Source organism: Methylohalobius crimeensis 10Ki (genome assembly GCF_000421465.1).
GTDB lineage: Bacteria > Pseudomonadota > Gammaproteobacteria > Methylococcales > Methylothermaceae > Methylohalobius > Methylohalobius crimeensis.
Map to the genome: position 1 here is coordinate 122,869 of NZ_ATXB01000001.1, position 26,736 is coordinate 149,604.

Genomic DNA, 26,736 nt, shown 5'->3' on the forward strand with positions numbered 1-26,736 from the left:
CCTAATGCTTGATCATTCATCCTTTCGCCGCATTGTCATCGTCCTCCTGGTCCTGGCGGGGTTGGGAGCGCCGCTGCGCACGGTGTTCGCCTGTCAGCTCATGGATGGCAGAAAACAATATGTATGCTGCTGCCATGAGGAGGGGCATTGCAAGCACGGAGGCGGCTGTCCCCATCGAAAGCCCGAGGGCCCAACCGGTTGCTGCGATGTTGCCCATGAGATCGCGGACGATGGCCTGGCCTCGGCGCCGGCTGACCATGTTTTTCAGGTGCTGCTTCTGGAAGCGCCCCGGCCGCCGCCGGCAGCGCCCACCCCTTCGATCGCTCTTCTGCAGCCCCCTCCGCTCCCCAACCCTCGATGGCGAGCCGATCCACCGGCGTGGTGCGCCGGATCCCGCACCTATCTCGTTACCCAACGCTTTCGCATTTAAAGCCTATTCCAAAAGGCATATCGCTTTGGTGAGGGGATGGTGTTCGGGGAACGCCATCCCCCTCACCTCCAGGAAACTTTCCAATTTTGGGATAGATTGTTATATGCGACGCATCATCTACGGTGGTCTGTGTCGATAACGGAGGCGTGACATGGTTTCCCTCACTCGCAACCTGCTAAGGCAGGCGGTTTCGATTCTGATTCTATGGCATGTGCTGGCGTTGCCTGCGCGGGGGACAAGTGACAAGCTTTTTGACGGCCGAAATTCCGTCACCGCCGAGGCGCTCAGTCGCCTGGCCTTGACCCGCAATCCAGGGGTCAAGGCGCGGGAGGCGGCAGCCCAAGCGGCGCAATTTCGGGTCGCCCCCGCCGGAGCACTGGACGACCCGACCCTAAACTATGCCTTCGCCCCCGCGACCGCCGACAGCCGCCGCAAGTTTCAGCAGGTGGTCGAGCTCAGCCAGCCTCTGCCGTGGCCGGGCAAACTCGGGTTGCGGCAAGTGGCGGCGCGCCGGCGGGCGGCGGCGGCGATTCAGGACACCGGCGAGTGGCGCCTCGAGGTGGGCGCGGCGGCGAAATCCCTGTTCAGCGAATGGGCCTACGTGCACCGGGCGCTGGCGATTAATAGGGTGCACCGCCGCCTGTTGGAGGATCTTCGCCACATCGCCGAGACCCGCTACGCCGCGGGTCTCGCCGGCCAGCAGGACGCTCTCCAGGCCGAGGTGGCGCGGACCCGCCTGGCGACCGCTGCGTTAACCCTGGAGCGCCGCCGCAAGGAAACCCGGGCGCGCATCAATGCCCTCTTGAACCGACCGTCACAGGCCAAGGTACCGCCGCCGGCGCCTCTGCCCGGACCGGTCTCCCCGCCCCGGCTGGCCGCGCTGCAACGGATCGCCGTCCAGACGCATCCCGCCCTCGCTCGGCTGCGCGCGCAGGTAGCCGAGGCCGAGGCGCAAAAGGACCTGGCGCGGAAGGATTTCTATCCCGATTTCCGCGTGAAGGCCGCTTACAACAATCTTTGGGAGGATACCGACAAACGCTGGACGGTGGGGTTCGGGATCAACCTGCCGCTTAACTACGGCGGCAAACGCTCCGCCGCGCTCGATGCCGCGCGCGCCGAACTGCAGCAGCGGCGCTGGCAACTTACCGAGCGCGAGGCGCAGCTTTTGGGCGAGATCGAGGCGGCTCGGTCGGGGGTCCAGGAAACCGAAGCGATCATCGGCGCATACCGGCGCCGATTGCTGCCACTCGCCCGCGACAGCCTGGCCGCCGCCCGCGCCGATTACCGCGCCGGGGCGGGCCCCTTCATCAACGTGATCGACGCCGAGCGCGAACGATTGCGTACCGAGGACGGCTTGGCGCGGGTACGCGCCGATTATCTGCGCCGCTTGGCGGAACTTGAACGCCGGGTGGGCGCCCCGATGGCGGATGCCTTTGAGGCATCCAACTTCGAGGCCAAGCCATGATCCGCTCATTCGTATGGGGTCTTGCAGGGATGGCGCTGCTGGCGCTCGGCATCTTGATCGGTTTGCATTATCAGTCGCCCGGCGCACCTCCCGTCAAGCCTCCGGAAACGACCGGCTTGCGACCGCAATACCGCTCGGGTCCTTTCAGGATCGGCATCGAGGGGATCCCCGCCACGCCTCGGGTGGGTGCCAACCGGCTGTGGATCGTCCTTAAGGACGAGGCCGGCGATCCCGTCGGCGGCGCCGCCTTAGAAGCCGTCGCCGAGATGCCCGCCATGGGCGCGATGCCGGCGATGCAGGCGCCGGCGGAGATGCGGGAAATCCGGTCGGGGTTGTACGAAGGCACGTTCGATCTTTCCATGGAAGGCAGTTGGCCTCTCACCCTGCGCATAAAGAAATCCGGACTGGGCGGGACCCGCCTGACCCTGGACATGGCGACCGGTCGCCGGGGTCTGCAGCTTTCGTCGGGGGCGACGCCCCTGCAGCCGGAAACCGCCACCGCTCCGGAACCAGCCCCGCCCGGCACGGTGACCCTGGACCCGAGCCGCCGCCAGCTCATCGGAGTAAAGATCGGCGAGGCCCGGGTGACGGACATGCGGCGCGTCATCCGCGCCGTGGGCCGGGTGACCTATGATGAGACCTTGCTTGCCGACGTCACCCTCAAGTTCGACGCCTGGATCGGCGAGCTGTACGTCGACTACGTGGGCGCGACGGTGAAAAAGGGCCGGCCCCTGTTCACCGTCTACGGTCCGGAGCTGCTCGCCGCCCAGCAGGAATACCTGGAGCTCAAGCGCCGCGCCCGGCGCAGCGATGCGGCCGGCGCTCTGTTGGCGGCGGCGCGCAAGCGGCTGTCGCTGTGGGACATGCAGGCGAGGGAGATCGCGGCCCTGGAACGCCGCGGAGTGCCCTACGACTATGTACCCATCCACGCGCCCAGAAGCGGTACCGTGGTGACCAGGCACATCGTCGAAGGCACCGCCCAAAAGGCCGGCACGACTCTGATGCGCATCGCCGATCTGTCGCGGGTGTGGGTGGAGGCCAACGTGTACGAGTCCGAGTTGCCGCTGGTGCAACCGGGCATGTCGGCCACGGTGCGCTTGCCTTATCTTCCCGGGCAAAGCTTTGAAGGGGCGGTGGATTACGTCTATCCCTACCTCGAAGGCCAAAGCCGCACCGGGCGAATCCGGATCGTGCTCGCCAACCCCGACGGCGTGCTCAAGCCGGACATGTACGCCGAGGTCAAGCTCGAGGCCGACCTCGGCAAGCGGCTGACCGTGCCCGAGGAGGCGGTGATCATCGCCGGCGATACCCGGGTGGTGTTCGAGGATCTCGGCGGCGGTCGGCTTTCCCCGCGTCGGGTCGAAACCGGCCAGCGTGCCGGGGGGCGCATCGAGATTCTGAGCGGACTCGATCCCGGTGACCGGGTGGTGACCTCCGGCAATTTCCTGATCGCCTCGGAAAGCCGGCTCAAGGCGGGGATCGAACAATGGTAAATCACGCCCACGGACCCCATCTCCCGCCGCAGGAAGCCGACAACGCCGGCTGGCTTAAGCGGCTGATCGGCTACTGCGCGCGCAACCCGCTCCTGACGATGGTGACCGTCGGCGCGCTCGCCGTCTGGGGTTATCTGGCATTGATGCGGGCGCCGCTTGACGCCATCCCCGACCTGTCCGACGTCCAGGTGATCGTGTTTACCGAATGGCCCGGGCGCAGCTCGGATCTGGTGGAAGACCAGATCACCTATCCTCTCACCACCACCCTGCTGGCCGCCCCCGGCGTGAACTACGTGCGCGGCCAGAGCTTCTTCGGTCTGAGCTTCGTCTATGTGATCTTCGACGACGGCGTGGACATGTACTGGGCGCGCTCGCGGGTGTTGGAGTATCTGGACAGCGCCACCGCCGACCTGCCCGAAGGCGTCAATCCCACCCTCGGTCCCGACGCCACCGGTGTGGGTTGGGTTTATCAATACGCGCTCAAGGACACCGGCGGCAAGCGCGGCCTCGACGAACTGCGCGCGCTGCAGGACTTCAACCTGCGCTATGCCTTGGAGTCTGTCGAAGGCGTTGCTGAAGTGGCATCGGTAGGTGGATTCGAGCGCGAGTACCAGATCAGTGTCGATCCCAACCAGCTGGCCTCCTACGACATTCCCCTTCAGCGCGTGATCGCGGCGGTGCGTGATTCCAACAACGACGTGGGCGGGCGGATTCTGGAGGTGGCCGGCCACGAGCAGTTCATCCGCGGTCGCGGCTACGTGCATTCGGTGGCCGACTTGGAGAAGGTGGTGCTCAAGACCACGCCCGGCGGCGTGCCGGTCACGGTCAAGGATGTGGGCCATGTGGCGCTGGGCCCGGCCATGCAGCGCGGCCAAGCCGAGCTCGACGGCGAGGGGGTGACGGTGGGCGGGATCGTGGTGATGCGCTACGGCGAGAACGCCCTGGCGGTGATCAATCGGGTCAAGCAGCGCCTGGCCGATATCCGTCCAGGACTGCCCGAAGGGGTGGCCATCGTACCGGTCTACGACCGCTCGACCTTGATCAAGCAAGCCATCGCCACCCTCAAGGAGACCCTCATCGAGGAGATGGTCATCGTCTCGCTGGTGATCGCCGTGTTCCTGTTGCACCTGCGCTCGATCCCGGTCGCGGTGATCACCCTGCCGGTGGCGGTGCTGATGGCGTTCATTCCCATGTACTATCAGGGACTGACCGCCAACATCATGTCGCTGGGCGGCATCGCGGTGGCCATCGGCGCCATGGTGGATGCGGCCATCGTCATCATCGAGAATGTACACAAGCGCTTGAACCGCCGGCAGGCGGAGGATGCCGATCCGGAGGAGAAGGCCAAGTCGCGCACGCAGGTGATCATCGAGGCGATGCAGCAGGTGGGTCCCAGCATCTTCTTCTCGCTGCTGATCATCACCGTCTCCTTCCTGCCGGTGTTCGCCCTGGAGGGCACGGAAGGCCGTTTGTTCAAACCCCTGGCTTTCACCAAGACCTACTCCATGGCATTTGCGGCCCTGCTATCCATCACCCTGGTGCCGGCGCTGGTGGTGTGGCTGATTCGGGGCAAGATCCCCGCCGACCGCAGCAGGCTCAATCAATGGCTGGTGGCCGGTTACCGGCCCATCGTGCGCCTGGCGGTCAAGCTGCGCTGGGTGTTGGTGGGCGTCGCCGTCGCCGCCCTGGTGGTGACCGTGATCCCGCTGCATTCGCTCGAAAGCGAGTTCATGCCGCCGCTCAACGAAGGATCCATCCTCTACATGCCCACAGCGCTGCCGGGCATGTCCATCACCGAGGCGACCTCGACTCTGCAGACCATGGACCGGATCATCGCCGGCATCCCGGAAGTGGAACGGGTGTTCGGGAAGGTGGGCCGCTCCACCAGCGCCACCGATCCCGCCCCCCTGTCCATGGTGGAAACGGTGGTGACGCTCAAGCCCAAAGAACAGTGGCGCGAGGGACTGACCTGGGACGGGCTGATCCGGGAGATGGATCGGAAGCTGCGCTTTCCGGGGATGCCCAACATCTTCTGGATGCCTATCCAGACGCGCACCGAGATGCTCGCCACCGGCATCCGTTCGGCGCTGGGCATCAAAGTGTTCGGTCCGGATCTCAAGACCATCGAGGAAACCGGCGTGGCCATAGAAGAGGCGTTGCAGGCCGATTCCCGGACCCGGCCCCATACCGGCAGCGCCTTCGCCGAACGCACCACCGGCGGCTACTTTCTCGACTTCACCGTCGATCGTGTGGCGGCGGCCCGGTTCGGGCTTAACGTGGGCGACGTGGAGCGGGTGATCATGGCCGCCATGGGCGGTATGGTGGTATCGGAAACCGTGGAAGGCCGGCAGCGGTTCAATATCCTGGTGCGCTACGCCCGCGACTACCGCGACAACGTCGAGGCCCTGAAGCGGGTACTGGTACCGACGCCCACGGGCGCCCAGATTCCCATCACCCAGGTGGCCGACATCGAGTTTCGCACCGGCCCGCCGGCGATCCGCAGCGAGGACGGGCAGCTCACCGGTTTCGTTTTCGTGGACGTCAAACCCACGATCGGGATCGCGGACTACGTGGCGCTCGCCAAGCAGGTAGTGGCCGACCGGGTGGACATCCCCGCCGGCTACCGCCTGGCCTGGGCCGGGCAGTTCCAGTATTTCGAACGGGCCAAGGCGAAGCTCAAGCTCCTGGTTCCCCTGACGGGATTCTTAATCTTCTTCATGCTGCTGCTGCACCGTGGGTCAATCACCGAAACCCTGATCATCATGCTGAGCGTGCCGTTTTCGCTCATCGGCGCGGTATGGCTGCTTTGGCTACTCGACTACAAGCTGAGCGTCGCCGTCTGGGTGGGCATGATTGCGGTCGCCGGACTGGCCGTGGAACTCGGCCTGCTGATGATGGTGTATCTGGACCTGGCCTACCGTGACCGCTTGGCCGAGCAGCGGCTCGCCACCCGCGCGGATCTGAACGAGGCGATCCAAATCGGGGCCGGCCAGCGTATCCGGCCGATTCTCATGACCGGCCTGTCCACCTTTCTGGGACTGGTGCCCATCCTGTGGAGCACCGGCAGCGGCGCCGACGTGATGCAACGCATCGCCGCCCCCATGATCGGCGGCGTGGTGTCCGCACTGGTGATGGTGTTGATCGTTTTTCCGGCAATATTTGCGATTTGGAAGATGAAAGTAGGGTTCGGCGGTGGGGTGAAGGCCGAACCGTAGGGGTAGGCCGCTGCCCCGGATCACTCACGCCGGAAATCCTCGAACGGGACGATCTTCTTTCCCTGCCCGCCACTCCGCCCCTCGGCGCGGACCTAGCTCGGTTGCATGGCGCAACCGGAAACGGGAGAGAAATCTTGATTTGAGCACCGGTTCAAGATTAAGCGAAGCAGTGACCTGGAATGTTTTGCCCAATAGCGAGCCATAGTACAGAGAAGTGCGTATCAGCGCCTGCATGGTTTTCAGCATCCATTGAATTCTTAATTCTCCGAGTCGGTAGCGCGACCATGACGGATATCACCGATGAAGAGCGTCGGCCGCCAGCGGGAGTTTCCGGTGCCATATAAGACTGGACACCGTTGCCCCAGTCTTTTTTGCCTGTTTTCCAGGACAAAGTCGTACAGCATTGATACAATTGCGTACGATTATAACGACTGAGATTACAGGGGCAATCCTTATGATCGAATGTCTTTCTCCGTCGCGGCTGCGGGCCAATCTGTATCGAATTCTTGATCGAGTCATTGAATCGGGGAATCCGGTTGAAATTGAGCGCAAGGGGCAGCGTCTGCGTATTACGGTCGAGCGGGAAGGAAAACTGGATTTGCTCAAACCCCATGCCGACTATCTCAAAGTTTCGCCCGAGGACATCGTGCACATGGATTGGTCACAGGAATGGCATCCCTGATTTATTTGGATACTCATGTCGTGGCTTGGTTGTATGCCTATGGGCGGGATGCGGTACCGCAGCGGGTGGGTCATCTGCTCGAGCAAAACGATGATATTCGTATTTCGCCGATGGTACGGCTCGAACTCCAGTATCTATTTGAGATCGGACGGGTGGGAAAACCTCCGCTTCCGGTCCTCGATGCCTTGGCATCGGCTTTGGGGCTGGTGGTTTGCAAAGCCGCTTTTCCCGCGATCGTGCGCGAGGCGGAATCACAAACCTGGACTAGAGATCCTTTCGACCGGCTCATTGTGGCTCAGGCAAATCTATTTAATGCGCTCTTGGTGACGAAGGACGCGACCATTCACGCCAATTATGGGCGAGCAATTTGGGGTCAGCGTTGACATGGATCGTATCGACCCTATCGGAATGAACCCGGTGTGTGCTGGAATGGTGGTGCATCCCACCCCTCTCCCGCCAGCGGGAGAGGGGGCTTTCCCGACACCTTCCCGGCGGGAGATAATGGCATTCATGTGATTGTCCTGGGTTTGAATAATGATTCCGCGGGATGCTACATTTAAAATATGAAGCGCACTCTTTCCTGGCTGCTCTCGGTATCGATCCTCTGGATGTCCACCTGGCTGGTGACCGACATTCATGGGGTTTATGTCGGCGCCCGCTCCCACGCTCATCCCCTTTTGATTCAGCAGGCGGCGGTTGAAAAAGACGCCGACCTTGCCAAGGGACAGCAGGAAGACGGAAAAGACTCGTCGTCCCATTGTCACTTTTGTAGTTACGACCATGGCGGGCACGTGGGCGCCCTCGTCATGCTCGAGAGCGCCAATCCGATGCTTCTTGGCGTTTCCGAAGCGGCATCCTTCGCTTACCTATTTTCCTGGTTCGATTTAACCGCCCCTCCTCGCCAACGCCCTCCCATCGTCTAAGACGTACTCCTTGCCATCTGGAATATCGGCCCGCTGTCGGCCGATAGGTTCGGAGCGCTTCTCCAATTATCAAAAATTCAGGAGTTCGTCATGATCCTCTGTCATAGAAGGACGGGGTTGCGCCGCTTGGGTGCGATGGGCGGTGAGATGGCGTGTGCCATCGTCCTGTCCTTATCCCCGCCGCCGGCTGCAGCCGGCGGCGGGGATCGTTTGCAGCAACCGTTGGCCGCGCCCCTCGAGTCCATTCCGGCGCAGCTCACCCCGCGCGATGCCCTGTCCCTGGCTTTGGTGCGGAATCCGCGGCTGGCCGCCGTGGCACGGGAAATCCACGCTCGAAAAGGCGCCGTGCGCCAAGCGGGGCTACCGCCCAATCCGGTGCTTAATGTCCAGTCGAGCAACTTGGGCAACCCTGCCCTCAAGCGTTTCGACGGGCCCAATACCACGCTCAAATTGAGCCAACTGATTCTCCTGGGGGGCAAGCTGTCCAAGGGCGTTCGCCTGGCCGAACTGGATCAAGAATTGGCGGGGTGGGATTATCGCGCCGCCTATATGAATGTGGCGACCACCACCGTTCAAGCGTTTATCGAGGTGCTCAAGGACCAATCCCGCTTGGCGCTGGCCGATCAGCTCGTGGGCCTGGCCGAGCGGGTGCTGGAAGTGGTGGGTGCCCAGGTGCGGGCGGGAAAGGTTTCGCCGGTGCAAGCAACCCGCGCCCGGGTCAATCTGGCGTCGGTGAAGATCGATCGGCGGCGAATTCGGCAAGCGCTGGAGGCGGCCCGCAAGCGCTTGGCGGCTGCCTGGGGCAGCACCGAACCCGGTTTTGAGAGGGTCTTGGGCAAGCTAGATCATGTCGCCCCCATCCCCGCTCGTAAGGTACTGATTCAACGTTTGCAGCAAAACCCCGATCTGGCCCGCTGGGCCAGCGAGATCGCCCGTCGACGGGCGGCCCTGGAGTTGGCCGAAAGCCGCGCCATTCCGGATCTCAAGGTGAGTGTGGGGGCGACCCAATTTCACGATGCCGGCGAGACCGCCGTGATGGCGGGGCTTTCCTTGCCGCTGGCGATCTTCAACCGCAACCAGGGCCAAATTGAAGAGACCCGTCAGCGTCTGGTCCAAGCCGAGGAAGGGCGCGTCAATGCGGAGGTGACGGTCACCACCGCATTGAATACCGCCTATCGCCGGCTTGCCGCGGCCCACGCCGAAGTCACCACCCTCAAGGAGCAAGTCATTCCGGGCGCCCGGAGCGCCTTCGAGGCCATTCAGAAAGGCTATCGCCGGGGCAAATTCGGCCTGATGGATGTGCTGGATACCCAGCGCACCTGGTTCGACGCCCGGCAGCGTTATCTGGCCGCTTTGGCCGATTATCACCAGGCGGTCGCCGAAGTGGAGCGGCTGATCGGCGAGCCGCTGGACGCAGCCCACGGTTTAGAGGAATCGAAATGACAGCCAAGCAAGCGATCGTATTGGTAGCGGTTTTCTCGGGGGGATTTCTGTTGGCGTGGATGGGCCTCCGAAGCAACCACTCCCCGAATCAAGCCGACCTTCACGGCCATCAAACCCATGCCGACCACGATGAAGGCGGCGAAACGAAGCATTTGCGCCGGGGGGCGTTTGAACTTCACATCGGCCTTGCGGAGTCGACTCAAGGCCCGCCCCGCCTCCGGGCCGAGGCTTTCTGGCAAGAAAAGCCCCTTGATCCCGAGGCGGTGAAGTTGACGGCGAGGCTCGAGCGGCCCCATGAGAAACCCGAGCCTTTGACCTTCGAGGCGAAAGGAGATCGCTTGGAAAGCCTCCAACCGGTGCCCGAGCCCCATGTGTTCAAGCTTCAAGTGACCGCGAGCTATCGGGATAAAACGTACGTTTGGGCGTATTGGCAGGTGAATAACGGGATCGAGCTGGAGGCGGCCGCACTGGCAGAAAACGGCATCGTTCTCCAAGCCGCCGGCCCCGCCTCCATCGAGACGGTACTGACCCTGCCCGGCCAGATCAGGCTCGATCCCCGCCGGGTAGCGCACGTGGTCCCGCGGGTGGCCGGGGTGGTCACCGAGGTGCGCAAGTATCTGGGCGACACGGTGAAGCCAAATGAAATTCTCGCCGTGCTGGAAAGCCGCGAACTGGCCGGCCTCAAAAGCGATTATTTGACCGCGCGGCGGCGCCTCGAGTTGGCCCGCGTGACCTTCGAGCGGGAAAAACAACTGTGGCAGGAAAAAATCTCCGCCGAACTGGATTATTTGCAAGCCAAAACCCGGTGGGCCGAGGCCAAGGCAACGGCCGAGGCGAGCGCGCAGAAATTGATTGCATTGGATCTTTCTCCCGCCGAGCTCGAAGCCATCACCGCGGGCAGGGATATGGCCTTCAACCGCTATGAACTGAGAGCACCCTTCGCCGGCGAAGTGGTGGAAAAGCATCTGGCTTTGGGCGAGGGCGTCAAAGCCGACACCCAAGTCTATACCATCGCCGATCTAGCCACGGTGTGGGGAGAAATCACCGTCTACAGCAAGGATTTGAATGCCGTCCGGGAGGGGCAGACGGTGACGGTACGCGCCGAAGACCTCGCCCAAACGACTAAAGGCACGGTGTTCTATGTCGGGCCCCTGGTGGGTGAGCGGACGCGTTCGGCCAAGGCCTATGTGGCAATCCCCAATCCGGAAGAACGCTGGCGTTCGGGGCTCTTCGTCACGGTCGAGGTGCTGCAGGAGAAGGTAGACGTTCCGGTGGCGGTGGCCGCCGAAGCCATCCAGACCTGGCGGGATCGGTCGGTGGTGTTCGTCCGTCACGGTGACCTTTTCGAGCCTCGGCCGGTGGTGACGGGACGACGGGGCGAACAATCCCGCTGGGTGGAGATTCGAGAAGGCCTGAAGGCGGGCGAGCGCTACGCCGCCCGGGGCAGTTTCGTGCTCAAATCCGAACTGGGTAAATCCAGCGCTGCGCACCACCACTAAGGAGAAGCCATGTTTGAACGACTCTTACGGTTTTCCGTCGAGCAGCGCTGGCTGGTCATGTTGCTCGTTTTGGGCTTGATGGGAATCGGCATTTACAACCTACAGCGTCTGTCCATCGATGCGGTACCCGACATCACCAACGTCCAGGTCCAGGTCAACACCGCCGCGCCGGGTTACTCGCCCCTGGAGACCGAACAGCTCATCACCTTCCCGGTGGAGTTGGCCATGTTGGGCGCCCCCAGGCTCCAGGAAACCCGCTCCATCTCCAAATACGGGTTGTCCCAGGTCACCGTGATCTTCGAGGAAGGCACCGATCTTTACTTTGCCCGCCAGCAGGTCGCCGAGCGCATTCAGCAGATCAAGGGGGACTTGCCAGCCGGCGTCGATCCCCGAATGGGTCCCGTGGCAACGGGCTTGGGAGAGATTTTCTTGTGGACCATGCAAGCCGCACCCGGCGCCCGGCAGCCGGACGGTACCCCGGTCACCGATACTTATCTGCGCACCCTGCAGGATTGGGTCGTCAAACCGCAGCTGCTCACCCTGCCCGGGGTGACCGAGGTCAACAGCATCGGGGGTTACCGGAAGCAATACCACGTCACCCCCCATCCCCAACAGCTCATCGCCTACGGTCTCGGTTTTCGCGACATCATGCGCGCCCTGGCCGAAAACAACCGGATGGCGGGGGCCGGTTACATCGAACATCACGGCGAGCAGTTTCTGATTCGCGTCCCCGGCCGGGTGTACACTTTAAACGAGATTCGCAACATCCGGGTGGGCACCCATCAGGGCACGCCCATTTATATCAAGGACGTGGCCGAGGTGCTCTTGGGCAAGGAGCTGCGCACCGGCGCCGCCACCCGCGACGGTCGAGAGACCGTGATCGGCACCGCCTTCATGCTGTGGGGCGAGAACAGCCGCGCGGTCGCTCGGGCGGTCCGAAACAAGCTCGAGCAGGCCAACCGATCCTTGCCCGAAGGGGTGACCGCCGAGCCTTTCTACGATCGCACCGTGCTGGTGAACAAGACCATCGAGACGGTCAAAACCAATCTCATGGAAGGAGCGGCCTTGGTGATCGCCGTGCTATTTCTCCTGCTGGGCAATATCCGCGCGGCCCTGATTACCGCCTTGGTGATTCCCTTGTCCATGTTGTTCGCGGTGACCGGCATGGTGGCCGGCGACGTCAGCGCCAATCTGATGAGTCTGGGGGCCATCGATTTCGGCATCATCGTGGACGGGGCGGTGGTGATGGTGGAAAACAGCGTGCGCCATCTGGCGGAGGAGCAACAGCGACTGGGACGCCCCCTGACCCTGGCCGAGCGCCTCAAGGCGGTATTTGACGCCTCCGAACAGGCGCGGCGGGCGATTTTGTTCGGTCAGCTCATCATCATGGCGGTCTATTTCCCCGTCTTCGCCCTCTCCGGCGTGGAAGGCAAGATGTTCCATCCCATGGCCCAAACCGTGGTGATGGCCCTGGTGGGGGCGCTGATTCTGTCGGTCACCTTCGTCCCGGCGGCAATCGCGATCTTTCTCAAGGGCAATGTCTCGGAAAAAGACAATTGGTTCATGCGCCTGGCTCGCCGGGTTTACTTGCCCGCTCTCGATTGGACCCTGGGCAATCGGGCACTGACGGTCATCGGAGCGGCGGTGGCGGTTGCCTTGTGCGCCTTGATCGCCGCCCGCATGGGCACCGAGTTCATCCCCACCCTCGACGAAGGCGACATCGCGTTGCAAGTGCTTCGCACGCCCGGCACCGGTCTCGATCAGTCGGTCGCCATGCAGGAAAATCTGGAGCAGGCGCTGAAATCCTTTCCCGAGGTCAAAACCGTGGCGGCTCGCATCGGCACCGCCGAGGTGGCCACCGACGTGATGGGGCCCAATATCGCCGATAGTTATATCATGCTCAAGCCGAGAAGCGAGTGGCCCGATCCGGATCGCCCCAAGGCCGATTTGGTTGCCGCCCTATCGGAGCGAATCGCCCGCTTTCCCGGCGCCAACTACGAGTTCACCCAGCCCATCGAGCTGCGCTTCAACGAACTCCTTTCGGGCGTGCGGGCCGACGTGGCTGTAAAAGTTTTCGGGGACGAGATGGACGTCTTGCTGGCAAGCGCCCGGCAGATCGCTTCCGTCCTTCGCAGCGTGCCGGGTGCCGCCGATGTGCGGGTGGAGCAGGTATCGGGACTGCCCGTTCTGACTGTTCATCTCGATCGCGATCAATTGGCCCGTTACGGCCTCGATACGGCCGACGTTCAGCGGGTGGTCCAGATCGCCATGGGCGGCAAATCCACCAGCAAGATTTATCAGGGCGACCGCCGCTTCGATCTGATGGTGCGTCTTCCCGAAACCTATCGGGTGGACGTGGCAGCCTTGAGACGCCTGCCCATTCTCCTCCCCGACGGGGCCGCCCAAGGGACCGGTGGCATCGGGAATTCGAGGGCGGCCTATATCCCCTTGAGCACGGTGGCGAAAGTGCAAGTGCGTCCCGGTCCCAATCAAATCTCCCGCGAAAACAGCAAGCGGCGGATCGCGGTCACCTTCAACGTGCGCGGGCGCGATTTGGGTTCGGTGGTGGCCGAAGCCAAGACCAAAATTCAAAACCGCGTGGATATCCCTCCCGGTTATTGGATCGACTGGGGCGGCCGCTTCGAGTTGATGGCCGAAGCCGCCCGGCGCCTGGCGTTCGCCGTGCCCCTCGCCTTGGTGGTAATTTTCATCCTACTCTACAGCACATTCGGCAACTTCATGGACGGCCTGCTGGTATTTACCGGCGTACCCTTCGCCCTGACCGGAGGGGTGTTGAGCCTGTGGTTGCGGGGCATGCCCCTTTCCATTTCCGCCGGGGTGGGGTTTATCGCCCTGTCCGGTGTGGCGGTGCTCAACGGTCTGGTGATGGTGTCCTTCATTCGCCAATTGCGCCAAGACGGGCTACCCTTGGATAAGGCGATCCGGGAGGGCGCCATGACCCGCCTGCGTCCGGTATTGATGACCGCATTGGTGGCCTCCTCGGGCTTCCTCCCCATGGCCCTGGCCACCAGCGCCGGCGCGGAGGTGCAGCGCCCCATCGCCACGGTGGTAATCGGAGGCATCCTTTCCAGCACCGGTCTCACCTTGTTGGTATTGCCGGTGCTTTATCGGCTGTTTGCATTCTGGAATCCTCCTGGTGGAAAATCCTTTCAATGAGCCACTCCGACCATCACCACCATCATCACCACGCCGAGATGGGCGAAGCCCGTCTAATCTGGGCCCTTTTGATCAATGTGCTGCTGACCGTCGCCCAGATCATCGGCGGCGCGATCTCCGGCAGTTTGGCCCTGGTGGCCGACGCGCTCCATAACCTCAGCGACGCCGGTTCGCTGGGGGTGGCCCTGATCGCCCGCCGGATCTCCCGGCGCCCCGCCGACGAGCTGCGCACCTTCGGCTACCAGCGCGCCGAATTGATCGGTGCCTTGATCAACCTCACCACCTTGATTTTGCTCGGCCTGTATCTGATCTACGAGGCCGTGGTGCGCTATTTCAATCCCCATCCGGTGGAAGGTTGGCTGGTGATTTATGTGGGCGGGTTCGCGCTGGTGGTGGACGTGGTCACGGCCATGCTGACCTTCGCCGGTGCCAGACAAAGCCTCAACATCCGCGCCGCCTTCCTCCACAACGTGGCCGACGCCTTGGGGTCGGTGGCGGTGATCATCGCCGGCAGTTTGATCCTATTGTACGGTTGGAACATCGCCGATCTGATCTGCACGGGGTTGATCGCCGCCTATGTGCTCTACCACGGCTGGACCGAGATTCAGCAGACCATCCGCATTCTGATGCAGAGCACGCCCCGCGACGTGGATTTGGCCGAATTGGTCCACGCTTTGGAAGGCGAGGAAGGCGTGAGGGGTTTGCACCACGTCCACGTATGGGAGATCGACGAGCACCGCCGTTCCCTGGAGGCTCACGTGGTCATCGACTCCGACGATGCCGGCGAGATCGAGACGATCAAGCAGCGTCTCAAGCGCCGCCTCGCCCAACTCTACGACATCCGCCATTCGACGCTGGAATTCGAATTCCAAACTTCGGAAGGAGGGCTGGCTTGCCTGGTCGAAGCCCATGAACCGGAGCCGGTCTGCGGGCTACACCCCGGCAATGAAATCCCATCTTTTGCCAGTGCTCGGACATTCCCTTGGCGCGCCTTGTGGGGGACTTTGACGGGACTGTCTCTCCTGACGGGATTGGGCTTGCGCCTTTACCGCGTCGGCGGGGATTTTCCCCTCTGGCTGGCCTCGCTGCAAATGCCGGCGCAATGGCATTGGGGCGAGTGGGCGGCTTATGGCGCCGTTTTGATTTGCTTTCTAATCGCTGTCTTGGTGGATAGGCGTCGTTAAAGAGGCGAGTCCTTATTTCGTCTGATTTCCGTTTTTGCGGGCCGCCTCACGGTTACTTATCCACACCTGCCTATAATCTTCTCCCATACAGGCGTTTTCCTGTGATGACCGTGGTGGCCTCGATGCGTGGTCGCCCCGATATTTAAGACCATTCCCTCCCTCCGGGACCGCTTTGGAGGTTTCAATATGACCGCCCTTTTCTTTTCGTGTCGTCAAAAAACGCCGCTTATTTCTTTTGCGGGTCTGTTGTTCATTAGTTGGGCGCTCGCTGGGTGCAATACCCTTCCGAACAGTCGTTCCCAATCTGTTTCGGCGGCGGTGCAAACCCCTCCCCGGTCGAGCGCGGTCGGGGATTGCCTGCTTCCGTCGCGGATCAAGAAACTGAGCGGACACATCGCCTTCATCGCTCCCCGGCGTACGGTGAGATTGCAGGCCGCCGAATGCAAGGGTAGAGGCGGCGAATTCGTGGCGCAAAGATAATTATGGTCCGGACGCCTCCACGCGAGGGAATCGACCGGGACTGAAGAGACAGTCTGGATTGTCGAGGGATTTGAGAAACGCCACCAGATCCGATTTTTCTTGATCGGTCAAATGAAGTGGATAAATGGCCGGGTCCAGAAACGGATTCCGCCTCCCTCCTTGATCGTAGTAGTCGACGACCCCTTCCAAGGTTTTCTGACTCCCATCATGCATATAGGGGCCGGTTAATCCAATATTGTGGAGGGTGGGGGTGCGCCGTGGGGTGCCCGTCGGTGAATGCGCGCCCGCGGCGGTCAAAAAACAACTGCTTGCCCAGTTTGATTTTGGCTGAATTTTGTGGATTGTCCGCCGGCGGCGATACTTCCAGCAAGCCCAAAGGTGTTTCGGCCAGGCTGGGCAGGGTTAAAACACATAGCCAAACCATCAGCCAGCGTGAGAAGTATTTCGTCATGATCCATCTCCTCCAAAAAAGCCCCGGCTGTCCGCGGGAGGCAGCCGGGGAAAGGCGTCAATCAATCGACACGAGGCATGCTGTGCACATCCAAAATATAAGGTTGGCCGAGAGGTAGCTCGTCATCCGGGTGGTGGAAGTAGATGACCTTGCCGTAGGTCTCATTGACCTTCGGCAGCACTTCGGCCGTTTCTTCCGGCGTGAGATCGGGGAAGGTGGCTTTCGCCATCGGGATTTCCTCCTTGTGATAATGCCAGTATTGCTTTTCCTCGGCAGGTAGCTGTTGGAACAGGGAAGTGGGGATGATGTACTCGAAGCCGATGGGCTTGTCCTGATCCTTCATACCGCTATGGAACATGAGGCAAACGAATGTTCCGTCGTCGTAGGCCTTGCAGTGATGATGCACCGGGTGGCGCAACTTGCGCGGGTCGATGTCCCCATCGGGCAAATGGCGCAGTGCCTGAATGTGCAAATCGTTGAATCCGAGGTGGTTGGGATATTCCTTTTGCCTCGGATTGTAGGTTTGGTTGTAGGGGCGCATCGGTTGGGAAGTGCTGCCCTCGGCCTGCAGCAATTTGACTGCCTCTGCGGCCATGTCTCCATGGGTATCTTGACTGGCGGAATAAGCGATGCTGGTCAGCCCCGCCAAGGCCGCGGATGAAATGAATTTCAATGGTGTGTTCATGACATAACCTCCGGTCAGGATTTATTGGTTGTGGCTTTCATCTCGTTTATGAATTAACGAGATATGCATATTCTATAAAATTATTCTTGACTTAAAAGATTGGTTATTCATAAACAGACATAAAGAAATTCCAAAATGATATAAAACTGAAGGCGGTTATGCTTTCGAGAGTTTCATCTCTCTGGAAACACAGCCGATGAGTCGTTCCCGAGCAATTTCGCTTGATCTTCGAATGTCGGCGTCCCTTAGCGCTTGGCGTGGACATGCACATCCACCGGGCAGCATTTACGTGGGGCATCACCCCTTCCCGCCTTTCGTAAATGCCGCGGGTGGCGTTATATATGGGAAATCATATATTTCGTGATTGTAAGGGATAGCGGTGTTCGCCAAAACCCACCGCCTTGGGGTGATGGTTCGGCTACGTTTCATCCGGGCTTCACGATACTATTGAGGGAAAAGCGGCGACCATAGCCGTCGTTGTCATGAAACCTTGGACTGGATAGCCGTATCTGATTGACTATGACGATGAACGATTTTCACAACCCGCCGCCCATCGATTCCGAAGTGGTGAATCAGGCCGTTGAGCGGGGGATCGAACGTTATATCCAATCCCGCAAGGCGCGGGTGCCGCAATTCGTGGCCGACTATTTTTCCGTGCGCACCGCCTGGAAAGTTCACCGCAAGGCGCTGGGGCGGGACTTGTACCGCACGCCGTTGAATGTGGTCTGGGCGGTTCCCTCGGTGGGGGTGCAAGCGCTCGGCGGTATCTTCCGAAAAGTGGGCGCCGACGGCGTGGCCCGCCGCTTGGACAGGCTCCCCAAGGGGCTGGAAACCGATGTCCAGCGGGAGGTCAAATGGCTGATTTACACGGAGCTGCTGGAGTTGCCCTATCGGGAGGGAGAACGGGAATCTCATCGCGACGCCTTGCTGGCTGAGATTCTGGCGGAACCCGCCCTGGCCCGTCAATGCGAGGCGTATCTGGAAATCATCCGCCGCAAAGTGGACGACCCCGGCTTCAAGGAGGCCTTGGAGCACAATTTGACCCAGCTCGCGGTGGCCCGCACCGCGGCCTCCGAGTTGGCCGCCGGCATCGTGAGTCTGGCCGCGGGCTACGCGGCTTTCCAAAAAGCCACGCCCGGCGCGATCGCCGGCGGAAGCGCCCTGGCCGGCGCCATCGCCCACCAAATGGCGGTGTCCAGTTTCTGGTTGGGTCCGACCCTCGGCGCCTGGTATTACTCGATCTTTCCGGTCGCCGCCTCCACCGGCCTGGTGGTCGCCTCCACCGGGACGCTCATGGCCGCTCTGGCGGTGGTTTCCACCCTGGCCGGGGTGGTGGTCGATCCCTTATTGGCCGTGACCGGCATCCATCGAAAAAGGCTGGAAAAATTCGTCGATCGGCTGGGCAACGAATTGAGAGGCCGGGGGGAAAGCCGGCTCAAGATTCACGATCAGTACCTCGCCCGAGTGTTCGATATCCTCGACCTGCTCAAAACGGCGGCCCTGGCGGCGCGATAGGTGGTTCAGATTGCCCCTTAGAACCGAGGCAGGCATTCAACCAGGGCAGGCACGGGGGCCTCTGCCCCTACTGACGTAATGGGTAGGGGGGCAACCCCCCTGTGGTTGCCCTGCTTCAGTAAGGTCCGGATCTTTCTCCGAAGCCGGTGATCTCGGCGAGAATCGGGCACGAGGGACTGTGGGCGCTGAAACCGTCGGCCAACTTGTCGTCCTCCACCGAGCGGCCGCAAGCCGGACAAGGACCATGCTTCAGGTAGACCAGGCTCACGGTATTGGCGACATAGTCCGCGTAATCGTGATAGGCGGTTTCGCGCTGTCTCCAGCGAAGTCGGTCCAGATAGTACCAGACGAAGCCGATGACCAGCCCGGTGACCGCCCCGAAGACGAAGGTCGCCGGATCCATCCCGGCCCGAATCGCGGCGAGATAAGAGCCGTAAGCGAATATCAACAGCACGGCGATGCGAAGGTAAAGTAAATAAACGCTCTTATTCATAGGGGGAATGTACTCGAGGACCGGCAGGACGTCAATTATTACCACTTGAAGGGAGCGGAATGGGGTTGACAGGGATCCGGGACAGCGCTTAAACCGATTGGAGAACAACCCATTTTAACGCCCCCTATAGGACAGGAGTGTTGCCATGGCCGACCTGAAACCCGAGGATAGCGCGCAAAACCGACCTTGGCATCACCTAACCGCGGAAAAGGTGATCGCCGAATTGCGTAGCGACGAACAGGAGGGAATTTCCGAGGAAGAAGCGGATCGCCGCATTCAGCGCTACGGACCGAACCGCCTGCCGGAGCCCAAAAAGCGCAGTCTGCTGCTGCGTTTCTTAAGCCACTTCCACAATCTGCTGATTTATATTTTGGTCGCCGCCGCGGCGATCGCCGGATTGCTCGGCCATTGGGTGGATACCGGCGTGATTTTTGGCGTGGTGCTGATCAACGCCGTTATCGGCTTTGTGCAGGAGGGAAAAGCGGAAAAAGCCTTGGACGCTATCCGCAACATGCTTGCTCCTCGCGCGTCGGTGGTCCGGGACGGTACGCGGCAGAATTTATCCGCCGAAGCATTGGTGCCGGGCGATGTGGTTTTGCTGGAGCCCGGGGACAAGGTGCCGGCCGATCTGCGTCTGATCAAATCCAAGAATCTACAGATTCAAGAGGCCATTCTTACTGGTGAGTCGTTGCCGGTGGAAAAATCTCCCACCTCCGTCGATGAGCGAGCGGCTATCGGCGACCGCCGGTCCGTCGCTTTTTCCGGAACCCTGGTGAGTGCTGGCCAAGGAGTTGGCGTCGTGGTGGCTACCGGCCCCGCCACCGAAATCGGGCGAATCAGCGGCATGTTGGCCGAAGTGGAGCGAGTGACCACCCCGCTGTTACGAAAAATGGACCGCTTCTCGCGCTGGCTCAGCGTGGCGATCGTGGTCTCGGTGGTGGCCATCTTCGGAGTGGGGGTTTGGCTTCAGGGCCAGGATATGAACACTATGTTCATGACCGTCGTCGGTTTGGCGGTGGCGGCGATTCCGGAAGGGTTGCCCGCCATCCTCACCGTCACCCTCGCCCTGGGCGTACAGCGGATGGCGGCTCGCCACGCCATTCTCCGGCGCCTGCCGGCGGTGGAAACCCTGGGGTCGGTGACGGTGATCTGTTCCGATAAAACCGGCACCCTCACCCGCAATGAAATGACCGTGCGCACCGTCGCCACGGCCGAGCACACCTTCAAAACCAGCGGCGTGGGCTACGATCTGCACGGCGGATTTACCTTGGATGATGGGGAAATCGAGGCGGCCAAATATCCTCACCTTATCGAATTAATGCGCGCCGCCGCCTTGTGCAACGATTCCGCCTTGCGCCCACATCAGGGTCAGTGGATCGTGTCGGGCGATCCGATGGAAGGCGCCCTGCTCACTGCCGCTTTTAAAGCCGGCCTGGATTATCGGCGCGAGGGTAAACGCGTGCCGCGCACCGACGCCATCCCCTTTGATTCCGATCATCGCTTCATGGCCACCTTGAACCACGACCACGATGGTAACGGCTTCATTTGGGTCAAGGGAGCCCCCGAGCGCCTGCTGGAGATGTGTTCGTGGCAGCGATCCGGCGACGGTCGCAGCGCGCCCATAGAGTGGGAATACTGGCAGGAGCGGATCGACGCCATCGCCGCCGAGGGCCAGCGGGTGTTGGCGGTGGCGATGCGTCCGACTCATGCCGATCACGTCGAGCTGATGTTCGACGAGGTGGACCATGACTTGATTCTGCTGGGATTGCTGGGACTGATGGACCCGCCCCGCGAGGAGGCCATCGCCGCCATCTCCGAGTGCCGTTCCGCCGGCATTCGGGTCAAGATGATCACCGGCGATCACGCCTCCACCGCGCTGGCCATCGCCCGCCAACTCCGGCTGGAGAATTGCGGGGAAGCGCTCACCGGTCAGGATCTCGATCGGCTGCCTGAGCAGGACTGGGTAGAGGTCAGCGAACGGGTGGACGTGTTCGCCCGTACCACCCCGGAACACAAGCTCAAGCTGGTGGAAGCGCTCCAAAAATCCGGTCATGTGTTGGCCATGACCGGTGACGGGGTCAATGATGCCCCCGCCTTGAAGCGGGCCGATGTGGGGGTCGCAATGGGCCGCAACGGTACCGAGGCGGCCAAGGAAGCGGCGGAGATGGTGCTCGCTGACGATAATTTTGCTTCCATTGCCCAAGCGGTCCGGGAAGGGCGTACTGTCTACGACAATCTGAAAAAGGCGATTTTATTCCTTCTGCCGGTCAACGGAGGTGAGTCCATGACCATAGTGGTGGCCTTGTTCGCCGGATTGGTCATGCCGATCACTCCCCTCCAGATCCTCTGGGTGAACATGGTCAGTTCCGTAGCGCTGGCCATGGCGCTGGCCTTTGAGCCCCCCGAACCTAATGTGATGCGGCGCCCGCCGCGTCCACCCGCTGAACCGATTCTGTCCGCATTGCTCTTATGGCGTATTGCCTTCGTTTCGTTCCTGTTCGTGGTGGGAGTGTTCGGCATTTTCCTCCTTGCCCAAACTGACGGTTCAACCCTGGAGGAAGCCCGTACCTATGCGGTGAACACCCTGGTAACCCTGGAAATTTTTTATCTGTTTAATGCACGTCATCTCGGTACAACGGCTCTGCATCCGAAACGAATGTTCGGCAACCGGGCGGCACTGATCGCCGTAGTGGTGGTGATTGTGCTACAACTGACTTTCACCTATGCGCCTTTCATGGAGACCTTTTTCGACACGCGTCCGGTGGATTTCATCCACGGGGCGGAAATCGTCGGCATCGGTGTCATGCTGTTTTTGATCCTGGAGGCGGAAAAGGGCCTCCGTCTATGGGTGCAGCGGCGGCGCGTCCGACAAGGCCGGTGAGCGGAAGCGTGGCGGAACGGTCCGCGGTTTGACCCGTTTTGCGGTAGGAGTGGTCGGTCGCCCCTACTTGTAAGTTGATCGGCTTGTGTTATAAAGGAGGCGGTCCCTTTCTTTGGGCGGTCCATGCTGGATGGGGAGTTGAGCACGATGCCTTGGCTTGTACTCTTACATATTTCGGCCGTGGTGTGCTGGTGCGGGTCCCTGCTTTATATGCCGGCCTTGCTAGCCGGGGCGCCGCTCCTCCCGCTGGTGAAAGACGAAGGAAACGGCCATCTCGCCAGTTCCCGTCTCCTTTTCACCCTCTTTGCCACCCCGGCGGCCCTGGTCGCCGTCGCGTCGGGCACCCTGGTGTTCGTTACCGGCGGTATCGTGGCCTTGTGGCTCATCTTGAAACTCACCTTGGTCGCCGGCCTGGTGTTTTGTCATGTGCTGACCGGCCTGCTGCTCGTCTACGCCTGGCACCATCCGCACCGCAACCCGATGCTGCCTTGCCTGCTGCTGGGCGCCGTTATGACGGGCTTGATTCTGGCGGTGCTCGGGTTGGTGTTGACCAAACCGTTTTAGGAATAGGATATGGCAAATGCCCGGTTCCCGCATCGACCCTCAAGATTCGGTCTCCCTTTCGCCTACCTGGACACCCACCGCGTAGCCGTAGACCAGTTGTCCGCCCAGCACGCTGGCCGCCGCGATCAGGGCGGCGGTGAGCAAGGAGAGATAAATGCCCCAGGGCTGCAGGGGAAGCGCCTCCTTGAAGCGCAGCAGCCAGTTGAGCGAAGCCAGCGACAGCATCATGACCGCCATGAGCGCATGGCACCAGGCGGTGATCAAGCGGCGGATGGCGGGCACGGTGAGCAGATCGATCAGGCCGACCGCCGCCGCCAGCCAGCCCGCCAAGGCGCCGATCCCCGCCAGCCAGAGGCCGGCCCGCATCCAAAAGGCATCCTGGGTGTAGAGATAGGCCAAATCGACCACCACCAGGCCCAGCAATGCGGCCACCGGGAAATGAATCAACATGGGGTGAATCGGGTGTCCGGCGATGGCCATGCGACTGCGAATCGGGCGTGGTTCCATAGCGATCTTCCGTTCCGGTTGAGAAGGCAGCGGTTCACGGTCTCTTCCAGTTTAACTTCGCTCTGGGCGGCGGGCACCCTTTTTTTTCTGGGCGGATGCGCCGGGCCCCAGTCCGTGCTGGACCCGGCGGGACCGTCCGCGCGTGCCATTGCGTGGCTGTGGTGGGGGATGTTTATCTATGCGAGCTTGGTGCTGATCGTTATCGTGGGCTTATGGCTCCATGCCATGCGGCGTGAACCGGCGCCGGACCGGAAATCGACCAGCCGCCATGCTATCCGCTGGATCGTCGGCGGGGGTGTGGTGTTGCCGGTGGTCAGTTTGGGAATGCTGTTGGCTTTCGGCATTCCGATCGGACACCGCTTGCTGCCGCTGCCCCTGGAAGCGGGATCGCCGCTTCGGATCGAGGTCACCGGACACCGATGGTGGTGGGAGGTCGTCTATCCCGAGGCGCGGGTGGCCTTGCGAAACGAACTGCACCTGCCGGCCGGCGTACCGGTGGATATTCGGGTGACCAGTGCCGATGTGATCCATTCCTTCTGGCTCCCGCGGCTGGGAGGCAAGATCGATGCGATCCCCGGGCACACCAACGTCTTGCGGCTCGTGGCCGACGTCACTGGTAGCTACCCGGGACAGTGCTCGGAATTTTGCGGCGCCGGACATGCCCGTATGAGACTCGAGGCAAAGGTGCATTCTCCCTCGGATTTCGATGTCTGGCTGCGATCCCGCCAGCGATCGCCGGCCGTGCCTGAAAACGAAACCGCCTCTCGCAGGCTGGAAGCGCCATGAACGAATCGACAAGCATTCATGGGCAATTCAACGAGGTCTGGGGCAATCCGCGCGGATGGCGCGCCCTGACCATCGTCAACCACACCACCATCGGGCTTCGCTTCATGCTCACCGGCGGCGCGTTTTTCCTGATCGGCGGGATGCTGGCGATGTTGATGCGGATTCAATTGGCGCGCCCGGGACGGGATTGGCTCGCGCCCGATACCTACGACCAATTGTTCACCATGCACGGCACGGTGATGATGTTCCTGTTCGCGATCCCGATACTCGAAGGGCTGGCCATGTATTTGGTGCCCAAGATGATCGGCGCGCGCGACCTGGTTTTTCCCCGCTTGAGCGCTTTCGGTTATTGGTGCTATCTGTTCGGCGGCCTGATCCTGCTTTCCAGCCTGTGTTTGGGGATCGCTCCCAATGTGGGCTGGTTTCTGTACACCCCCTTGAGCGGTCCGGTCTATTCGCCGGGGCCCAATCCCGATTTCTGGCTGCTCGGCATCACCTTCGTGGAAGTTTCCACCCTGGGGGGCGGCATCGAACTGGCGGCCTCCATCCTGCGCAGCCGTACCGCCGGCATGGCCCTGCGCCACATGCCGCTGTTCTGCTGGTACATCCTGGTGATGTCGCTGATGATCGTGGTCGGATTTCCGCCCCTGATTCTGGCCAGCATCCTGCTGGAATTGGAGCGGGCGCTGAACATGCCTTTCTTCGACGTCGCCCGCGGCGGCGATCCGATTCTCTGGCAGCATCTGTTCTGGCTGTTCGGGCATCCCGAGGTTTATATCATTTTTCTTCCGGGGGCCGGCATCGTGTCGACCTTGGTTCCGGTCTTCGCGCGCCGCCCCATGGTGGGCTATCGTTGGGTGGTGCTGGCGGTCATCACCACCGGATTTCTCAGCTTCGGCTTGTGGGTGCATCACATGTTCGCCACCGGGATTCCCCACTTGGCGCAGGGCTTTTTCTCGGTGGCCAGCATGCTGGTGGCGATTCCCACCGGGGTTCAAGTCTTCGCCTGGCTGGCGACCCTGTGGGTCGGGCGGCCGGTTTTCCGACTGCCGATGCTGTGGGTCACCGGATTTCTGGTGATTTTTCTGGCCGGCGGCCTGACCGGCGTGATGCTGGCCCTGATTCCCTTCAATTGGCAGGTACACGATACTCATTTCGTGGTCGCCCATTTCCACTACGTCCTGGTGGGGGGCATGCTCTTCCCGTTGATTGCGGGGCTGTATTACTGGCTTCCCCATTTCTCCGGCCGCATGCCCTCGGATATTTTGGGGCGCTGGGGATTCTGGCTGACCTTCATCGGCTTCAACGCCGGCTTTTTGATTATGCACTTGACCGGCTTGCTGGGGATGCCCCGGCGCGTCTATACCTATCGGGCGGAACTGGGCTGGGATCTGCCCAATCTGATTACTTCCCTGAGCGGATTCATCCTGGCCATGGGAATCGCCATGATCCTGGTGGATCTGGCCTTGCACTGGCGCTTCGGCCGGCCGGCGAAATCCAATCCCTGGGACGCCGACACCCTGGAATGGGCCACGGGCACGCCCCCCAGTCCCTATAATTTCATCAGTCTGCCGGCGTGTCCGACGCGCCATCCCTTGTGGGAGCGGCCCGACCTTCAAACCACCATTTCCGAAGGCCGCCATGCCCTCACCACCATCGGTCACGGCCGCCGCGAAACCTGGGGTTCGGACCCGGTCACCGGCAAGGTGCGGGAGATCATCCATTTGCCCGGCAATTCCCTGCTGCCCTTCTGGGCGGCGTCGGCCCTGGCGGTGCTGTGCGTCTGCCTGTTGCTCAGGGCTTATGCCTGGGCCGGAATCGCCGCTTTGGTCAGCCTGGGTTTTTTGCTGCGTTGGAGCTGGGAGAACGGCGCCCATCCCGCGGCGGCGCCCGACGCGCGAACCCTGCCGGGCGAACCGCCGTTGCATTCCAGGACCTTCGACGGTCCCGGCCTGTACGGGATGGCGATCACCCTGCTCGCCGACGCTTCTTTGTTCGTTTCCTTCCTGTTCGGCTGGTTGTATACCTGGACCGTCGCGCCGGGTGAATGGGGTTCGGGGGACACCCCCGTCGCCTGGTCCGTCCTGGCGCTCAGCGGTGGCTTGTTGACGGGCGCGGCGTTCTGGTTCCAGCGGGTGGTGCGGTGGCTGCGAACCAAAACGGAAAAGCACCTGCCGCGCCACTTGTGGGGCATCGCTTGCGTCGGAGCGGTTCATTGCTTGAGTCTGTTCTGGATTTGGGACGGGGCGGGTCCGAATGCGACCGGGAACGTGCACGGCGCCATTTTGACGGTATTTTGGGCCTACCTTTTGTGCCACAGCGGCTTGGCCACTCTGATGACCGGACTGCAAGCCTGGCGGGCGGGCGTCGGTTACGTCACCCCGGCGATTCCCTACGAACCCCGGGTGGTCGCGCTTTGGTGGCTGTACACGGCGGGCGTGTTCTGGGTTGGTTTCGCCATCCTGGCGCTCGTTTCCCTGACCCGAGGAGGTGCCTGATGCCGGCCCCCCATCATCCCATCCAACTGGTGCTCGGGTTGAGCGTCTGGTTCGCGTGGTTGAGCGTGACTTACGGCTTGTTGGCGGTCGCCTGCGAATTCGCGCCCCAGCCGGCGGAACAAGGGGCGCGCACCTGGATCAATCTGGTTTTGTTCCTGCTGACGGTGGCCACCGCCGCTTTGTTGCTGGTTTGGGCGAATCTCTGCCGGCGGTCGGATGACCGCGACCCTTCCCGCCGCTTCATCGCCCGATTGGCCGCCGTCCTCCACCTCGTCGCCGCCTTGGCCACCCTGGGGATGGGCGTCAAGCTGTTGCTGTTGCCACCGTGTCTGTAAGAGCCTGTTTTAATTCTCGGGTAAGGGGTA

The 26,736-nt window shown here is 61.7% G+C and carries 22 protein-coding genes; 17 read left to right on the top strand and 5 right to left on the bottom strand.

From position 1 onward, the window contains the following. Positions 1–4 precede the first annotated feature (4 nt). The 11 genes from H035_RS21625 (at position 5) to H035_RS17560 (ending at position 15,511) form a co-directional block, all read left to right on the top strand. Positions 5–430 (top strand): hypothetical protein, encoded by a 426-nt coding sequence (locus tag H035_RS21625; RefSeq protein ID WP_152485932.1) that lies wholly within the window; start codon positions 5–7, stop codon positions 428–430. A 151-nt stretch (positions 431–581) separates the two neighbouring features. Next, positions 582–1,895: a TolC family protein gene (locus H035_RS17550; protein ID WP_022947082.1), complete on the top strand. Its 1,314-nt coding sequence runs from the start codon at positions 582–584 to the stop codon at positions 1,893–1,895. Next, positions 1,892–3,388 (top strand): efflux RND transporter periplasmic adaptor subunit, encoded by a 1,497-nt coding sequence (locus tag H035_RS0100645; protein ID WP_022947083.1) that lies wholly within the window; start codon positions 1,892–1,894, stop codon positions 3,386–3,388. Before H035_RS17550 ends, H035_RS0100645 begins: the two co-directional genes overlap by 4 nt. Continuing rightward, positions 3,382–6,603 carry an efflux RND transporter permease subunit gene (locus tag H035_RS0100650; protein ID WP_022947084.1) on the top strand — a complete coding sequence of 1,074 codons (3,222 nt, stop codon included), beginning with the start codon at positions 3,382–3,384 and terminating at the stop codon, positions 6,601–6,603. The genes H035_RS0100645 and H035_RS0100650 overlap by 7 nt, the downstream gene beginning before the upstream one ends. A gap of 454 nt (positions 6,604–7,057) precedes the next feature. Next, positions 7,058–7,285, top strand: coding sequence for a type II toxin-antitoxin system Phd/YefM family antitoxin (locus tag H035_RS0100655; protein WP_022947085.1), 228 nt, complete (start codon positions 7,058–7,060; stop codon positions 7,283–7,285). Then, on the top strand, positions 7,273–7,668 hold the full coding sequence (locus H035_RS0100660) for a type II toxin-antitoxin system VapC family toxin (protein WP_022947086.1): 396 nt from the start codon (positions 7,273–7,275) through the stop codon (positions 7,666–7,668). The genes H035_RS0100655 and H035_RS0100660 overlap by 13 nt, the downstream gene beginning before the upstream one ends. A gap of 180 nt (positions 7,669–7,848) precedes the next feature. Beyond that, positions 7,849–8,208 carry a hypothetical protein gene (locus tag H035_RS0100665; protein WP_022947087.1) on the top strand — a complete coding sequence of 120 codons (360 nt, stop codon included), beginning with the start codon at positions 7,849–7,851 and terminating at the stop codon, positions 8,206–8,208. A 90-nt stretch (positions 8,209–8,298) separates the two neighbouring features. Further along, positions 8,299–9,651, top strand: coding sequence for a TolC family protein (locus H035_RS0100670; protein WP_152485933.1), 1,353 nt, complete (start codon positions 8,299–8,301; stop codon positions 9,649–9,651). Beyond that, positions 9,648–11,150, top strand: coding sequence for an efflux RND transporter periplasmic adaptor subunit (locus tag H035_RS0100675; protein WP_022947089.1), 1,503 nt, complete (start codon positions 9,648–9,650; stop codon positions 11,148–11,150). The genes H035_RS0100670 and H035_RS0100675 overlap by 4 nt, the downstream gene beginning before the upstream one ends. Before the next feature lie 9 nt (positions 11,151–11,159). After that, complete coding sequence (locus tag H035_RS17555; RefSeq protein ID WP_022947090.1) at positions 11,160–14,327, top strand: efflux RND transporter permease subunit; 3,168 nt, start codon at positions 11,160–11,162, stop codon at positions 14,325–14,327. Further along, positions 14,324–15,511, top strand: a complete 1,188-nt coding sequence (locus tag H035_RS17560; protein WP_022947091.1) for a cation diffusion facilitator family transporter — start codon at positions 14,324–14,326, stop codon at positions 15,509–15,511. The genes H035_RS17555 and H035_RS17560 overlap by 4 nt, the downstream gene beginning before the upstream one ends. Before the next feature lie 480 nt (positions 15,512–15,991). Here H035_RS17560 and H035_RS21630 read toward each other — a convergent pair whose 3' ends face one another. From H035_RS21630 to H035_RS0100705, 3 genes are all read right to left on the bottom strand, one after another. After that, the gene (locus H035_RS21630; RefSeq protein WP_022947093.1) at positions 15,992–16,204 is read right to left on the bottom strand and encodes a hypothetical protein; all 213 of its coding nucleotides are present in this window, start codon (positions 16,202–16,204) and stop codon (positions 15,992–15,994) included. Continuing rightward, positions 16,197–16,442: a hypothetical protein gene (locus H035_RS22325; protein ID WP_022947094.1), complete on the bottom strand. Its 246-nt coding sequence runs from the start codon at positions 16,440–16,442 to the stop codon at positions 16,197–16,199. The genes H035_RS21630 and H035_RS22325 overlap by 8 nt, the downstream gene beginning before the upstream one ends. Positions 16,443–16,503: 61 nt before the next feature. After that, positions 16,504–17,127 carry a DUF1264 domain-containing protein gene (locus tag H035_RS0100705; RefSeq protein ID WP_022947095.1) on the bottom strand — a complete coding sequence of 208 codons (624 nt, stop codon included), beginning with the start codon at positions 17,125–17,127 and terminating at the stop codon, positions 16,504–16,506. Positions 17,128–17,652: 525 nt separating this feature from the next. On the opposite strand from H035_RS0100705, the gene H035_RS0100710 reads away from it, so the two are divergent. Beyond that, positions 17,653–18,642 (top strand): DUF6635 family protein, encoded by a 990-nt coding sequence (locus tag H035_RS0100710; RefSeq protein WP_022947096.1) that lies wholly within the window; start codon positions 17,653–17,655, stop codon positions 18,640–18,642. A 115-nt stretch (positions 18,643–18,757) separates the two neighbouring features. Here H035_RS0100710 and H035_RS0100715 read toward each other — a convergent pair whose 3' ends face one another. After that, entirely contained in the window at positions 18,758–19,135 is a 378-nt protein-coding gene (locus tag H035_RS0100715) for a hypothetical protein (protein ID WP_022947097.1), read from the bottom strand. Between the two features lie 145 nt (positions 19,136–19,280). On the opposite strand from H035_RS0100715, the gene H035_RS17565 reads away from it, so the two are divergent. Together H035_RS17565 and H035_RS0100725 are read left to right on the top strand one after the other, a co-directional pair. Then, positions 19,281–22,016 (top strand): cation-transporting P-type ATPase, encoded by a 2,736-nt coding sequence (locus tag H035_RS17565; protein WP_022947098.1) that lies wholly within the window; start codon positions 19,281–19,283, stop codon positions 22,014–22,016. A 147-nt stretch (positions 22,017–22,163) separates the two neighbouring features. Then, positions 22,164–22,580, top strand: coding sequence for a CopD family protein (locus tag H035_RS0100725; protein WP_026596109.1), 417 nt, complete (start codon positions 22,164–22,166; stop codon positions 22,578–22,580). Between the two features lie 39 nt (positions 22,581–22,619). Here H035_RS0100725 and H035_RS0100730 read toward each other — a convergent pair whose 3' ends face one another. Then, complete coding sequence (locus tag H035_RS0100730) at positions 22,620–23,087, bottom strand: DUF2231 domain-containing protein (RefSeq protein WP_022947100.1); 468 nt, start codon at positions 23,085–23,087, stop codon at positions 22,620–22,622. An 18-nt stretch (positions 23,088–23,105) separates the two neighbouring features. Here H035_RS0100730 and coxB point away from each other — a divergent pair, with 18 nt between their 5' ends. The 3 genes from coxB to H035_RS0100745 are packed head-to-tail and all read left to right on the top strand — an operon-like array spanning position 23,106 to position 26,706. Continuing rightward, on the top strand, positions 23,106–23,873 hold the full coding sequence (gene coxB, locus H035_RS17570) for a cytochrome c oxidase subunit II (RefSeq protein WP_022947101.1): 768 nt from the start codon (positions 23,106–23,108) through the stop codon (positions 23,871–23,873). Beyond that, on the top strand, positions 23,870–26,371 hold the full coding sequence (gene ctaD, locus H035_RS0100740) for a cytochrome c oxidase subunit I (RefSeq protein ID WP_022947102.1): 2,502 nt from the start codon (positions 23,870–23,872) through the stop codon (positions 26,369–26,371). The genes coxB and ctaD overlap by 4 nt, the downstream gene beginning before the upstream one ends. Continuing rightward, complete coding sequence (locus H035_RS0100745; RefSeq protein WP_022947103.1) at positions 26,371–26,706, top strand: hypothetical protein; 336 nt, start codon at positions 26,371–26,373, stop codon at positions 26,704–26,706. The genes ctaD and H035_RS0100745 overlap by 1 nt, the downstream gene beginning before the upstream one ends. Positions 26,707–26,736 lie beyond the last annotated feature (30 nt).